At 72.0% G+C, this 14,212-nt stretch carries 13 protein-coding genes and 1 pseudogene; 11 read left to right on the top strand and 3 right to left on the bottom strand.

Translation table 11 applies throughout. The features are described from left to right. Positions 1-14 precede the first annotated feature (14 nt). A complete protein-coding gene (locus ACIRF9_RS47385; protein ID WP_403836217.1) occupies positions 15-1,535 on the bottom strand; it encodes an AAA family ATPase in 1,521 nt (506 codons plus the stop codon). Further along, on the bottom strand, positions 1,528-2,397 hold the full coding sequence (locus tag ACIRF9_RS47390) for a universal stress protein (protein WP_403836219.1): 870 nt from the start codon (positions 2,395-2,397) through the stop codon (positions 1,528-1,530). Before ACIRF9_RS47390 ends, ACIRF9_RS47385 begins: the two co-directional genes overlap by 8 nt. A gap of 208 nt (positions 2,398-2,605) precedes the next feature. Between ACIRF9_RS47390 and ACIRF9_RS47395 the strand changes: the two genes are divergently transcribed. From ACIRF9_RS47395 to ACIRF9_RS47420, 6 genes are all read left to right on the top strand, one after another. Beyond that, entirely contained in the window at positions 2,606-3,427 is an 822-nt protein-coding gene (locus tag ACIRF9_RS47395; RefSeq protein WP_403836221.1) for a universal stress protein, read from the top strand. Positions 3,428-3,711: 284 nt separating this feature from the next. Next, positions 3,712-4,191, top strand: coding sequence for a hypothetical protein (locus ACIRF9_RS47400; protein ID WP_403836223.1), 480 nt, complete (start codon positions 3,712-3,714; stop codon positions 4,189-4,191). A 39-nt stretch (positions 4,192-4,230) separates the two neighbouring features. Continuing rightward, complete coding sequence (locus ACIRF9_RS47405) at positions 4,231-5,622, top strand: nicotinate phosphoribosyltransferase (RefSeq protein ID WP_403836243.1); 1,392 nt, start codon at positions 4,231-4,233, stop codon at positions 5,620-5,622. Between the two features lie 11 nt (positions 5,623-5,633). Beyond that, the gene (locus ACIRF9_RS47410) at positions 5,634-5,921 is read left to right on the top strand and encodes a DUF1876 domain-containing protein (RefSeq protein WP_403836225.1); all 288 of its coding nucleotides are present in this window, start codon (positions 5,634-5,636) and stop codon (positions 5,919-5,921) included. 50 nt (positions 5,922-5,971) lie between these two features. Continuing rightward, positions 5,972-6,430: an Hsp20/alpha crystallin family protein gene (locus tag ACIRF9_RS47415; RefSeq protein WP_403836227.1), complete on the top strand. Its 459-nt coding sequence runs from the start codon at positions 5,972-5,974 to the stop codon at positions 6,428-6,430. A 126-nt stretch (positions 6,431-6,556) separates the two neighbouring features. Further along, positions 6,557-7,465: a pyridoxamine 5'-phosphate oxidase family protein gene (locus ACIRF9_RS47420; RefSeq protein ID WP_403836229.1), complete on the top strand. Its 909-nt coding sequence runs from the start codon at positions 6,557-6,559 to the stop codon at positions 7,463-7,465. A gap of 279 nt (positions 7,466-7,744) precedes the next feature. Here the strand turns inward: ACIRF9_RS47420 and ACIRF9_RS47425 are convergent, their stop codons facing one another. Continuing rightward, complete coding sequence (locus tag ACIRF9_RS47425) at positions 7,745-8,422, bottom strand: CBS domain-containing protein (protein ID WP_403836231.1); 678 nt, start codon at positions 8,420-8,422, stop codon at positions 7,745-7,747. A gap of 193 nt (positions 8,423-8,615) precedes the next feature. Here ACIRF9_RS47425 and ACIRF9_RS47430 point away from each other — a divergent pair, with 193 nt between their 5' ends. The 5 genes and pseudogenes from ACIRF9_RS47430 to ACIRF9_RS47450 all read left to right on the top strand — a co-directional run. Next, positions 8,616-9,503 carry a universal stress protein gene (locus ACIRF9_RS47430; RefSeq protein ID WP_403836233.1) on the top strand — a complete coding sequence of 296 codons (888 nt, stop codon included), beginning with the start codon at positions 8,616-8,618 and terminating at the stop codon, positions 9,501-9,503. 55 nt (positions 9,504-9,558) lie between these two features. Further along, entirely contained in the window at positions 9,559-11,970 is a 2,412-nt protein-coding gene (locus ACIRF9_RS47435; protein ID WP_403836235.1) for a glycoside hydrolase family 65 protein, read from the top strand. Positions 11,971-12,054: 84 nt separating this feature from the next. Further along, the gene (locus tag ACIRF9_RS47440) at positions 12,055-12,933 is read left to right on the top strand and encodes a potassium channel family protein (RefSeq protein WP_403836237.1); all 879 of its coding nucleotides are present in this window, start codon (positions 12,055-12,057) and stop codon (positions 12,931-12,933) included. Between the two features lie 401 nt (positions 12,934-13,334). After that, a complete protein-coding gene (locus ACIRF9_RS47445) occupies positions 13,335-14,036 on the top strand; it encodes a CBS domain-containing protein (RefSeq protein WP_403836239.1) in 702 nt (233 codons plus the stop codon). Positions 14,037-14,057: 21 nt separating this feature from the next. After that, positions 14,058-14,212 (top strand): annotated as a pseudogene (locus ACIRF9_RS47450) (DUF4389 domain-containing protein); the annotation flags it as partial.

The following is a 14,212-nucleotide window of genomic DNA, read 5'->3' on the forward strand; positions in this document are numbered from 1 at the left end:
GGGCGGCTCTCCCGTCAGTCCGGCTCCATGTAGGGGCGGCGGAAGACCGGTGCCTGGCCCGCGCCCCAGGGACGTACGGCCTCCAGCGCCCGGCCGACCGCGGACTCCAACGGGCCACTGGTGTCCACGGCGACGGCATCGGGCCACGCGGGTTCCCTTGCCGCCATGGCGGTGGCGATGTCGAGGTCGGCGTCGGACGGGCCGGCGGAGCGTTCCCTCAGACGGGCCGCTGCCACGTCGTCCGGTACCTGGCAGTGGAGGGCGACCAGGTCGGCGCCGGTGCGTTCGGCCACGCGCTGTGCCGCTTCTCGCTGTGCCGTGTCGGACCAGGTGGCGTCCAGGACGACGGACTCGCCGGCGGACAGCAGGGCGGCCGCACGGTCGAGGAGAGTGGCGTAGGTCCTGGCGGTCCACGCGGGTGTGTACAGCCCCTCGCCGTAGGGGGCTGACGCGGACCGCTCCACGGGAATGCCCGCGAGTTCCTTGCGGACACGGTCGCTGCTGAGCAGGGTGAGCCCCAGCCGGTCGGCCAGGGCGCCGGAGAGGGTGGACTTCGCGCTGCCCGGCAGCCCGCCGACGAGGGTCAGGCCGACGGCGGAGGTGCGAAGGTGCCGCAGCGTCGTCGAGACCAGCCGACGTGACGCCGAACGCGCGCCGGGCGCGCCCTGACGGGCCTGGAGCAGGGAGACCTTGGCGCGGACGAACGCCCGGTAGGCGACGTAGTGGTGCCACAGGGACGCGGGGGCGGGGTCGCCGGAGTACTCGCTGTACCGCGCGAGGAAGTACGCGGCGGCCTCCGGGGCTCCGAGTTGTTCCAGGTCCATGGCGAGGAACGCGGCGTCGTCCAGGCCGTCGACGTAGCGCAGGCGGTCGTCGAACTCCAGGCAGTCCAGGACGCGGGGGCCGTCGTCGAGGCAGAAGACGTCCTCGGCGAGCAGGTCGCCGTGGCCGTCGACCACCCGGCCCTGCTCGATACGGGACGCGAACAACCGCTCGCGGCCGGAGAGATAGCGGCGCACCAGCCGTTCCACCTCCGTGACCCCGTCGGGGACGGAGCCGTCGTCGGCCGACGCGCGGACCTGCGCGAAGCCGGCCTCCCACCGCGATGACAGGGCGTCCCGCGTGCCTTGCTCATCCACGTCCCGGCCACGGGGCGCGTCCGCGTGCCACGCGGCAAGGCGCCGGGCGACGCTCCGCAGGACGTCGTCCAGTGCCGCCCCTTGTCGTACCAGGCGGGACAGGCGTCGGTCCGCCGGCATGCGCCGCATCACCACGAGTGGCTCGGACACCTGGGTGTCGGGGCCGCGGAACTCGCCCAGGCCGAGATAGACGTCCGGGGCGAAGCGGCGGTTGAGCGTGACTTCACGTTCGCAGGCCGCTCGCCGAGCCGCCCGCGTGGTGTAGTCCAGGAACCCGAGGTTCACCGGCTTCTTGACCTTGTAGGCGCGCTCGCCGGCGAAGAACACGATCGCGGAATGGGTCTCGCACACCTCCGCGCGCGGCGGCTGCTTCCCGTGGTGGCCGGCCTCAGTCATGGGGGACGACGGCGACGGGGCAGCGTCCGTGATGGAGGGCGGCGTGGGCGACGGGACCCAGGTGGGGTGCCACACCGTGCCGGTGGGCGCGTCGGCCGACGACCAGGAGCGCGGCGCCTTCCGCGGCCTGTACGACGGCCTTGGCCGGGCTCGCGAGACGGATGCTGTCGGCCACGTCCACCTGTGGGTACTTCTCGTGCCAGGGGCGGAGCGCCTTGCCCAGCTCCTTGCGCGCGTCCTTCGTCATCTCCTCGCTGACGTCGTGATCCACACCCCAGGGCAGGCGCGCGTGGAGTGGCACGCTTCGGCCGTGGACCGCCATCAGGGGAACGCCCCGGGCGGCGGCACTGTGGAACGCGAAGTCGAGCAGGTCGTCGCTGGAACCACGGAGTTTCAGCGCCACGACCACGCCGCTCGCGGGCGCTGGGTGTGCGCCCTCCTCGCGGGTCTCGGCGCGGACCAGGATCACAGGCCGCTCCGCCCGCGCCACGACGGGCATGCTGATGTCGCCCAGGAAGTAGCTCTCGACGGACTCCAGCCCTCGCGAGCCGAGCACGAGCATCTCGGATTCCGACGCCGCCTGGAGCAGGGCGTGCTGGGCGTCGTCGGCCATCAGGCTCCCGACAATGGTCAGGTCGGGGTGGCGGGCTTGGAGTTCCGCCCGCGCGGTGTGGACGAGACGCTTCGCCCAGTAGTTCTGATCGACTTCGGAGGGGGCATGGGCCGGTTCCGGTGCGAGCAGGGGCCACGCGTGCAGCAGGCGCAGCGTGAGCCTGCGCTTCTCGGCCTCGTCGGCGGCCCATCGGGCGGCGGCAAGGCTTTCGGGTGAGCCGTCGAGGCCCACGGTGACGACCGGTTGCATGGCGGCGGCCTCCGTCTCGTACGAAGCTGGATACGACGGTGGATGACGGTGAACGAGTCCGATCGCGTGCAGGGTCCGGACGTCGCTGGCATGCCGAGCGCGGTGCTTCTCTCCTTCGAGGAGTACCCCAATCCCCTCCTCGGCGCATGTGGAGCCATGGAGGAGGAGGCCGGGCATGTGGCACCCGCCACGAGAGGAGACAGGTGCGGTGGCGATTCCCCTGGTGGTCGGCATCGACGGGTCCGAAGCGAGTCTGCAGGCCGTGGACTGGGCCGCCGACGAGGCGGTCCGGCACGGCGTGCCGCTCCACCTCCTGCATGCGGCCGCCGGGGAGCACGAGGCGTCCGACGTGATCAGTGCCGCCTCGGAGCGCGCCGGGGAAAGAGCGTCAACGGTCGCACTGTCGAGCGAGGTGCTGCACGAGGACGCCGCCTCCGCCCTCGTCGACAGGGGCCGCAACGCCTTCGCGCTGGTGCTCGGGGCCAGGGGACTCGGAGACCTCACCGGCCTGCTCCTGGGCGCGGTCAGCCTGGCCGTGGCGGCCCGGGCGGACTGCCCGGTCGTCGTGGTGCGCGGTGCCGTGGAGCACCGGGACGGCCGGTTCGGGAACGTCGTCGTCGGCGTCGAGGAGGGGGAGGCCAGCGGCACGGCCTTGGAGTTCGCGTTCCGGGAGGCCCACGTGCGGGGCTGCCGGCTGACGGCGGTGCACGCCTGGAACCCGTCGTCCAGGGCTCTCACCCCACGGCCGGCCCGGTCGTGGTACGCCCTGGAGGCCCATCGGCGCCCGCCGTCCCAGGTGCTCGACGACGCCCTGCGCGGTCCGGCGCGGCGGTATCGCGACGCCCGGGTGAGCCCCGAGGTGATCGAGGGCCCGGCCCGCCGAGCGCTGCTGGACGCGGCGTCGAAGGCGGACCTGCTGGTCGTCGGCGCCCGTAGCCGACAGGGGCACCCGGGCCTGCAACTGGGCCTGATCAATCACGCGTTGCTGCATCACGCGCCGTGTCCCGTCGTGGTCGTGCCCCAGATATGACCGACGTGACCGCGGCCCTCGCAGACGGCCCGCAATCGGTGGGCCTGGGCCGGAAACCGGCAGGGCGGGGACCTTCGGCCCTGTGCCCCGGGCCGCCTGCCGTTCGACGGTGGAGGCTGGTGGTGGGGGACGGCCGGCGAGTTGCTGGAGGCCCAGTCATGAGCGCGCAAGGTTCGCCGTACACACCCGGTCCGCCGTCGAGGCGTGGCGATCACGCACCCAAGGGCCCGAACTCCCTGAGACGTGCGTCCGACAGGTTCGAGTGCTGGTTCCGCCGTGTCCTGATGGTCGTTCTCGTCCTCGGTCTGCCGGCGGCTGCGGTCGGCGCGGGGCTGGCGGCCTACGAGGCGTCGATGCGCACCGTGCGGGCCCAGACGGCGGAGCGGCACCAGGTCACCGCACGGCTGACATCGAGCGTCAAGAGCGACGACGGCTGGGCGAAGCAGTCGGCACAGGTCCGCTGGACCGACACCGACGGTGTCGTGCGGACGGGAGCGGCCCTCGTGAAGCCGGGAACTCCCGCGGGTGCCACCGTGCGGGTGTGGGTGGACCGGGACGGAACCGTCACCACCGCACCGGCGAGCACTCTCAACGCGACGACCAGTGGCTGGATGGTGGGCGCCATGGCGGGGTTCGGTGTGGCCGCCGGGTCCTACGCGGCGTGGGCGGGCATGCGTCTGGTCCTGGACCGGAGAAGGTACGCGCGGTGGGGCGCGGAGTGGGAGCTGGTGGAGCCCCAGTGGTCCGCGCGCTTCCACCGGTGACGCAAGGTGACCGACCCGGAAGTCCAGGAGGTGACCCCGATGTCGGACGCGACGACCACCGATCTGTACGAGGTCACGATGGCCATGTCCTACCTGCGGGAGGGGACGACCGGCCTGGCGACGTTCAGCCTCTTCGTCCGCGACCTGCCCCCCGAACGCGGCTTCCTCGTGGCGGCCGGCCTGGAGTCGGCACTCGACTACCTGGGCGGCTTCAGGGTCGGCCCCGAGGATGTCGACGCCTTCGCTGCCGCGCTGCACCGTCCGCCACGGGATCTGGAGCCGCTGCTCGGCCTGACGTTCACCGGCCGGGTACGGGCGGTTCCGGAAGGGCGGATCGTGCTCGCCGGTGAGCCGCTGCTGGAAGTGACCGCACCGCTTCCGCAGGCGCAGTTGGCCGAGACGTACGTCCTCAACCAGCTCAGCCATCAGACAGCGATCGCCTCGAAAGCCGCACGCTGTGTGCTCGCGGCGGACGGTCGCCCCGTCGTCGACTTCTCCCTGCGGCGCACCCACGGTCCGCAGGCGGGATTCCAGGCCGCTCGACTGGGCGCGATGGTCGGCTTCGCCGGGACCAGCAACGTGGCGGCGGCCACCGCCGAGGGCATCCCCGCCGTCGGCACGATGGCCCACTCCTTCGTGGAGGCACTCGACTCGGAGGAAGAGGCGTTCCGCGCCTTCGCCCGGTCCCACCCCGGCCCGGTGACCCTGCTGGTGGACACCTACGACACGGAGGAAGGCGTCCGCGTGGCGGCACGTGTCCTGAGAGACCTGGACCGCGGGCCCGGCTCCGCCGTACGGCTGGACAGCGGTGACCTCGGGGACCTGGCGGTACGGGCCCGGTCGATCCTGGACGAGGCGGGTCTGCCGGACGTGCGGATCATCGCCAGTGGCGGTCTCGACGAGTACGCCGTGGACGACCTCGTCCGCTCCGGAGCACCGATCGACACGTACGCCGTGGGCACCCGTGTCGGCGTCTCGGCCGACGCGCCGTACCTGGACTCCGCGTACAAGCTGGTGGAGTTCGAGGGCCGCCCGGTGATGAAGCTGTCGTCGGCGAAGGTGACGGCACCCGGCCGCAAGCAGGTGTTCCGCCGCCCCGGCTGCGCCGACGTGATCGGTCTCGCCGACGAGCGGCCTCCCGCCGACGGCGTTCCGCTGCTGGAGACGGTGATGCGCAACGGGCAGCGCACCGGCCCCAGGCCCACGCTCGACGAGTGCCGGGGCAGATTCACCACGGACCTGGGAGACCTGCGCTCCGCCGCCCGCCGGATCCGGGCGCCCGTCGCGCCCCGCGCGACCACCTCCGAGCGGCTGAGCGTGCTCACCGCGCACGTCCGGCGCCGCATCGAGGAACAACTGTCGGCCGCCTCCGCACGGCCCCGAATCCCCGAACGAGCCCCGTCCGGATCGCATCGGTCCGGATCGAGGTGAGGAGGAAAGCGATGCCGCACACGTCGGAATGGAAGGTTCGTCTTCATCTGTTCGAGGACGACGAAGGAACGACCAAGGCCCGTCTGATCCTGGACACGGGCAGCACAGAACTCACCGGTCACGGGGCCGCGCGCTGCCATCCGGCGGACGCGAACGTTCCGGAGATCGGCGACGAACTGGCCGCCGGCCGGGCCCTGAACGACCTGGCCCAGCAGCTGCTGAAGACCGCCGAGCGCGACATCGGGGGCATGGGCGCGCCGCAGCCACGCAGACGGCAGGCCGCCGGCCGGGCCACGTGACCGACGGCGACACCGCGACCGCCGAGGCAGAAGTCAAGGAGGAACGAGCCATGACACATCCCGCACGACACAGCAGAGGTGCGCTCCCGGCAGCCCTGCGGGAGCTGGAGGACCTGCGTGCCAGGGTGGACCAGCTCATGCACGCCGCCTTTCCCGGGGCCGGCTTCCCCGGGTTCGGCGCGGCCGAGCCGTGGGCACCCCTGGCCGACATCGAGGACACCGACGACGCCTACCTGGTGGAACTGGAGCTGCCCGGAGTGGACAAGGACCAGATCACCGTGGAGGTCGCCGAAGGCGAACTCGACATCCACGGCGAGATCAGGGAGAAGGAGCACGCCGGGACGGTCCGTCGGCAGACCCGCCATATCGGCCAGTTCGACTACCGGACGATTCTGCCGCCGAACTCCGACACCGAACACATCAGCGCGGATCTCACCAACGGTGTCCTCACGGTGAAGGTCCCCAAGACCGAGAAGGGCAAGGCTCAGCGCATCGAGATCACCGGCTGACCGGCTCAGTCGGTTCACGGCCGTGCGGGAGCCGGTCGGACAGCCTCCCGGCCGATCGGTCCCGTGCGGCCGCACGCCGCGCGTGGCACGTTGGATACAGCACCACTCTGAGGAGAGGGCGGCGTCATGAGAGCTCACCTCGGCGACCAACTCGTCATCGAAAGCACGACGACCGGCGCCGCCCGGCGCGACGGCGAGATCGTCGGACTCCATCACGAGGACGGAACTCCGCCCTACGACGTGCGCTGGTCGGACACCGACGAAGTGACGCTCGTGTTCCCCGGGCCCGACGCGCACATCCGCCATCTCGAACACGGGCAGCCCGGGACCACGCATGCCCCTGCCGGATCCGACACGGCAGAGGCGGAGGCCAGGCCGCCGGAGACGCCCCGCCCCGGTGACATCGGCCGACGCGTGGCCGTCGAACGCCGAAGACAACGGCTCAGCCGTGAGGAGACGGCCCGCCGTGCCCGCATGTCCCCCGGCTACCTGGAGTACCTGGAGGAACGGCCCGCAGACCCGAGTGTGGCGACCCTGATCAGGCTGGCCGACACGCTGGGCACCACCGTCACCTCCCTGCGCGGCGGAGGAGCGGATCTGCCTCCCGGTCAGGGGCAGGCGCTGCTGCGTCCTCAGCTGCGGGATCTCGGCCCGGAGGAATGCCGCGCCCTGCTCTCCACCCACGGCGTGGGGCGCATCGCGGTGTCGGCGTCCGACGGCCGACCGGCGGTCGTTCCGGTCAACTACGAGGTCGTCGATGACGCGATCGTCTTCCGGACCGCGCCGAATTCCACGCCCGCGGCGGCTGTCGGAACCGAGGTCGCCTTCGAGGTCGACCACATGGACGAGGCCCTGAGCCAGGGCTGGAGTGTCCTCGCCGTCGGCCCCGCGAGCGTCGTCACGGAGCCCGACGCCGTGCGCAGGCTCACCGAACACGCCCACACCACTCCCTGGCCGGGCGGTGAACGCGAGATGTGGGTGTCGATCCGGCCCGCACACCTCACGGGCCGGCGCATCACTCCGGCCGATGGCTGAACGGACACGGGCCACCGACGGCGGTCCCGTCCGGAGAGACAGATCCCCGAGGCGGTGCGGGAGGCTCTCGCCTCGAGTGCTCGCGTCGGGGGAGCGGCACTGATGTTCCCCGCCTCATGGCATCTGTCGGAAGTACTGGAACCGGTCCGGGAAGCCGGGGCCGCAACATCACCGACGGGGCACTACGCCTTCGGGCCGTGCAAGCGGGCATCGAGCCCTGCCCCCTGAAAGTGTCCACAGTCCGCGTTCACGAGTCCGCGTTCACGCCTCGTGCACCGGTCAGCGGCCGGCCTCGGGCACGTCCGGGGTGGCGCTCCCGCCGCTGAGCCGGGACTCCACGTCCACCACCCCCTCCACGGCCCGGACCAGGCGCTCGGCGACCCGGACGAGCGAGGCGTCGTCGACCCGCCCCCGGAGCGTGACGACCCCGTTGTGCACGGACACGTGGATGGTGTGGCTGAGGGCGGGAAACAGATACGACACCACCGTGCGACGGATCTCCTCCTCCAGGGCGTCGTCCGACCGCAGGAAGACCTTCAGCAGATCGCCGCGACTGACGATGGCCCGCAGTCGGTCCTGGTCATCGACCACGGGCAACCGCTTCACCCGCTCGACGGCCATGATCCTGGCCGCCTGGGCCAGGGTGATGTCCGGGTGGACTGTGACCGCGGGAGCGGTCATGAGCTGCTCGGCGGTCACCGCCCCCGCTTTGGCGAGTTCGGACAGGTGCCGGAGCTGCTCGGCCCGGGTGAGATCGCGGTCCCGGTACTCCTCCTTGGGCAGCAGATCGGCTTCGGACACGACACCGACGACTCGCTCCTCGCCGTCCACGACCGGCACGGCACTGAGGTGCCGCTGAGTCATGGCCCGCACGATCTCCTTGAAGGGCGTGTCGCACCGGACGGCGACGACCGGGGAGGTCATCACATCGCTCACGGTGTGCGGGGTGTCAGGCATGTCCCAGGTCCTTGTGCAGCACGCCGACGGCGGGCCGGGCCGTACATCTCCAGCATCGTCGCGACCCGGCTCACCGCAACCCGGCCGACCGCCGCCCGACCATGCGTCGGCTCGTATGTCGCGGCGGCGCCCGGGCGGTGCGACGGTATTCAAAGAGGGCCTGTCGGCAACGGGACGAAAGGCGGTGGCCCCGATGGAACTCCCGCTGGTCGTGGGCATCGACGGATCGGAGTCCAGCCTGGTGGCGGTCGACTGGGCGGTGGACGAAGCGGCACGCCACGGGCTGCCGCTGCGGCTCGTCCATGCCTCTCTGTGGGAGCGCTACGAAAGAGCCCGGCCCTCGTTCCGCACAGAGCGCCCCGCCGGAGAGGTCATGGCGCAGAACATCGTCGCCTCCTGCGCTGAACGCGCCCGGCTCCGCGACCCCGAGGTGAAGGTCTCCGGCGACGTAGTGGCCGCCGACGCGGTGTCCACCCTGCTGCGGGCGGCGTCCGAGGCGTTCGCCCTGGTCACGGGCGTTCGCGGACGCGGCGAGGTCGCCGGGCTGCTGCTGGGGTCGGTCAGTCTCACGGTGGCGGCTCGTGCCGTGTGCCCGGTCGTCGTCGTCCGTGGCGAGGAGCGCAACGTCCGGGGATCGTTCGGCCGGGTCGTGGTGGGAGTCGGTGACGCGACCGGAGGCACGGGCGCCGTACGGTTCGCCGTCCGCGAAGCCGAGGCGCGAGGCTGCTCCCTGACCGCCGTACGGGCCTGGCGCAGTCCGGACCAGGCGCCCGCGGAGTCCGGCGCGGTGGACACGGGGCTCGCGGCCGACGCCGCCGACGCGGGCGGGGAGGGGGCCTCGGCCACCCTCGACGACGCACTGCGCGAAGCGGTGCGGGAGCATCCCGAGGTCGATGTCCACCGGCACACGGTTGAGGGCCCGGCCCACCGTGCCCTGCTGGAGGCATCGTCCGAGGCCGACCTGATCGTCGTGGGCGCCCTGCGCCGCCACGGTCACTTCGGTCTGCAACTCGGCAGGGTCGCCCACGCCCTGCTGCACCACTCCGCGTGCCCGGTCGCCGTCGTCCCCCACCGGATCTGAGGTTCGCTGTGCGGGTCCGGCTCCCACGGCCGGCGCACTGAGGAGAGGGTGAGGGATGTCCGAGTGGACGTGGGAGTGGAACGGGTACGACCCCGCCGGCGAACGATTGCGCGAGTCGCTCTGCACGCTCGGCAACGGCTATGTCGCCACACGGGGCGCGGTGCCCGAATGCCGGGCGGGCCTGGTGCACTACCCGGGAACCTACGCGGCCGGATGCTACAACCGACCGCGGTCGACCGTGGCGGGACGACAGGTGGTGAACGAGGACCTGGTCAACCTCCCCAACTGGCTGCTGCTGCGGTTCCGCCTGCGCCGCGCCGAGGGAGCGTGGGGATCGTGGTTCTCCCCCCGTCCGCACACCCTCCTGGACCACCGGCACACGCTGGATCTGCGCCGCGCCATGCTCACCCGTACCTTCCGCCACCGGGACAGGGAGGCGGGCGTGGTCGCCGTCGAGCAGACCCGCCTGGTGCACATGGGTGATCCTCATCTGGCGGCGCTGCGGACGGTGTTCACGGCCGAAGGCTGGGCGGGCGAGGTCGAGATCGAGTCCTGCCTCGACGGCGAGGTGATCAACGGCAACGTGCACCGCTATCGCGCACTCGACCGGCACCAGCTGAGCCAGGTCCGGACGGGGGCGCTCGCCCCTCACACGGTCTGGCTGACCTGCCGGACCAGCACCTCCGACATCGCTGTCGCCATGGCCGCCCGAACAGTCCTCGCCGAGGGCTCCGCGGCCTCGTCGGAACTCCGCCAGGCCCGCCACCGTGCCGTCCACCGCCTGGTGGTCCCGCTCGCTCCCGGCCGGCCCTCCGCCGTGGAGAAGACCGTGGCGCTGCACACCTCACGCGACGCGGCGATCAGCGATCCGCTCGGGGCGGCGCTCGACCGGTTGTCGGCGTCGGCGGACTTCCCGGGCCTGCTGAACTCCCACGTCGCTGCCTGGGAGCGGTTGTGGCGGCGCGCGGAGCTCCAGGTGCCCGGCCGGTCCGGGCGCGTCCTGCGCCTCCACCTCTTCCACCTTCTGCAGACGCTCTCACCGCACACGGCTGATCTGGACGTGGGCGTCCCTGCCCGGGGGCTGCACGGCGAGGCGTACCGGGGCCACGTCTTCTGGGACGAGCTGTTCGTGCTGCCGTACCTCAACCTGCACTTCCCGGAGGTCTCGAGGGCTCTGCTGAACTACCGGTACCGACGCCTCCCACGGGCCTGCCGGGCCGCCGCCGCGAGCGGCCGGGCCGGGGCGATGTACCCGTGGCAGAGCGGCAGCGACGGCCGCGAGGAGTCGCAGGAGTGGCATCTCAACCCCCACTCGGGCCGCTGGCTCCCCGACCACTCCCGGCTCCAGCACCACGTGGGCTCGGCGATCGCCTACGACGTCTGGCAGTACTGCGAGGCCACCGGGGACACCGAGTTCCTGCACACCAGGGGCGCCGAGATGCTGCTGCAGATCGCCCGCTTCTGGGCGGACCTCGCGGACTTCGACCCCGGGACGAAGCGCTACCACATCCGAGGGGTCGTCGGCCCCGACGAGTACCACGACGCCTACCCGGGTGCCGCCCGCCCGGGACTGGACGACAACGCGTACACCAACGTCACCGCCGCGTGGGTGCTCGGCCGCGCCCTGGACCTCCTGCGGCGCCTTCCCGCCTGGCGTCGGGAGGAACTGCGCGATCGCGTGCGACTGGACGGAGACGAGATCCCGAAGTGGGAGGAGGTGTCGCGGCGGTTGTGGGTGCCGTTCCACGGTGGCGTGATCAGCCAGTTCGAGGGCTACGACGATCTGGCCGAGCTGGACTGGGACTCCTACCGGGCGCGCTACGACGACATCCGGCGCCTGGACCGGATCCTGGAGGCCGAGGGCGACACGGTCAACCGCTACAAGGCGTCCAAGCAGGCCGATGTCCTCATGCTGGGCCACCTCTTCTCCCCTGCCGAACTGCGGCGGCTGTTCGAGCGTCTCGGTTACCACCTGGACGACGAGGTCTGGCGCGGGACCGTCGACTACTACCTCGGGCGCACCAGCCACGGTTCCACCCTCAGCGGCCTCGTCCACGGCCTGGTCCTCGCCAGGGCCAGACGGGCCGATGCCTGGCAGTACGTGCAGGAGGCCCTGGAGGCGGACATCGCCGACGTCCAGGGCGGCACGACCGGCGAGGGCATCCATCTAGGGGCGATGGCCGGGACCCTCGACCTGGTCCAGCGCGGTCTGACCGGACTGGAGACGCGCGAGGGCGCCCTGTGGCTGGATCCGGTGCCCCTTCCAGCGCTTTCCGAGTACGGGTTCTCGCTGCGTTGTCGCGGCCACTGGGGGGTGCGCATACGGCGCCTGAGCGGGCGGCTGGAGATCGGCGTGCCCGATTCGGAGGAGTCACCCCTGCGCGTGGTGCTCGCGGACCGGGCCGTGACCGTCGCGCCCGGGGAGACCTGCACACTCGTGGTGCCGGCGGAGGATCCGGGCGGATGAGCACAGGGTGCCCGCCGCGCCCTCGCCCGCCCCGGGCTCCGGAAGCGGGCTTCCGCCCATTCGTCAGGCCGTGGGGAGACACGGATGAAGTGGTTGGTCTCGCTGGCCGGCGCCGGGCTCGTCATGATCACCCTGAGGGACCTGTTCCACACGCTCTGGCACCCCACCCGCCACGGTGGCCTGAGCCGACTGGTGATGACGGCCCTGTGGCGACTCGCCCGGCGCTTCCGTGCGCCCGGGCGCGTGGTCGGACTCGTCGGGCCGCTCGCCATGGTCACGGTGGTGGGCATGTGGGCCCTGACTGTCGTCCTCGGCTGGGCGATCGTCTACTGGCCCCACATGCCCGGGGCGTTCACCTTCTCCCCCGGCTCCAAGGCGGCGCAGGAGCCGGCGCTGCTCGACTCCCTGTATCTGTCGCTGGTCACCGTGGCCACCCTGGGGCTGGGCGACATCGCACCCGACGAGGGCTGGCTGCGCCTGGTCTCACCGCTCGAAGCCCTGGTCGGTTTCGCCCTCCTGACGGCCACCGTCTCCTGGGTGCTGGAGATATATCCGGCGCTGACCCGCAGGAGGGTCCTGGCCATCCGGCTGGCCCTGCTGCGCGACGCGGATCCGGCGACGGCGCAGCTCGACTGCACCGCGGGGGCACTGCTCCTGGACAGCCTGGCCACCGAGGTCGCACGCGTCCGCATCGACTTCACCCAGTACGCCGAGGCGTACTACTTCCACGACGGGGAGGACCACTCGTCGCTGGCGGCCATGGTCGGTCACGCCGCCGTTCTCGCCCAGCGCGGGCAGGCAGCGAAGCGGCCGGAGGTGCGGCTGGCAGGTTCCCTGCTCGCCGGCGCGCTGAACGACCTCGCCACCATCCTCGACCAGCGTTTCCTCCATACGGGCGGCCCGCCTGCGGACGTTTTCGCCGCGTACGCCGCCGATCACGGGCGCGACGGCGCTCAGCCCTGAGCGGACCGGGCCGGCACTCCGAGAAGCGGGAACCGTCCTTCGGGGCGGCCGCTCACGGGAGACGGGAGCGGTTGATGGCACCCGGTAGGCAGAGCCGTTTCCGGGCGGCCTTGGCAACGACCGTGAACCGGCGCGGCAAGAACCGAAGGCCCACCGCCGAGGCGGACCGGCGCCGGGGCGCAGCTCCCCCGACAGGTCTCTCGTCGGACGAGGCGGCACGGCGTCCGTCGCGCTACGGGCCCCGCCCCTGACGATCGCCACCGGCGACCTACCCGACAGCCCCACCGCCGAGTCATCCGGTCCGATCGGGTCGACGGGCGGGACCGACCGGCCCATGCGGCAGCTCCGTGACGGGCGGAGAGTGGAAGGAGGAACGCCCGCGGCATCGGGAGGCGAGAGCCATGTGGCACCGGACAGTGAGCGATCTCATGACCACGTCGGTCGTCCGGGTACGCCGGGACACCGGCTTCAAGGAGGTCGCCAAGCTGCTCGCCGAGTACGGCATCACGGCCGTACCGGTCGTGGACGACGACGAGCACCCCGTGGGTGTCGTCTCCGAGGCGGACCTGCTGCGCAAGGAGGCCGCGCAGCTGGACCCGGCCGGCCTGCTGCCGGTCCTGCGCCCCCGGCCCGCCGCCCGCGCGAAGGCGGAGGCGGTGACGGCCGAGGGCCTGATGAACAGCCCCGCCGTGACCGCCAGACCGCAGTGGACGGTCGTGGAAGCCGCCCAGGTCATGGAACGCCATCACGTCAAACGGCTGCCGGTGGTCGACGAGGCCGGCAGACTGGTCGGCCTGATCAGCCGGGCCGATCTGCTGCGCGTCTTCCTGCGCGGGGACAGCGCCATCCGGGAGGAAATCTCCGGGGACGTACTCGTCCGCACCCTCGGGATCACGCCCGGCGCGGTAACCGTGCGGGTGGTCGACGGTCGGGTCTCGCTGAAGGGCATCGTTGAGCGCAAGTCCCTCGTCCCGGTCGTCGTACGCCTGTGTCAGGGTGTGGACGGCGTGGTCGACGTCAACGCCGAACTGCGGCACCGGATCGACGACACCTCCGAGGCTCCGGAGTCGGGCGCCTCGCGCCGCGCCGGACTGGCGACGTGAGCGGGAGGTGACGTGACCGCCATGACGTCCCCGGCCGCCCTGCCCGACCACCCGGTCCGGGTCACCGCGCGGCTCGACGCCCCGCTGTCCCGCTGGCTGTGGCTGGTGAAGTGGATCCTGGTCATCCCGCACTACGTGGTGCTGTTCTTCCTGTGGATCGCCTTCGTCGTCGTCAG

Source organism: Streptomyces sp. NPDC096132 (assembly GCF_044763345.1).
Taxonomy (GTDB): Bacteria; Actinomycetota; Actinomycetes; order Streptomycetales; family Streptomycetaceae; genus Streptomyces.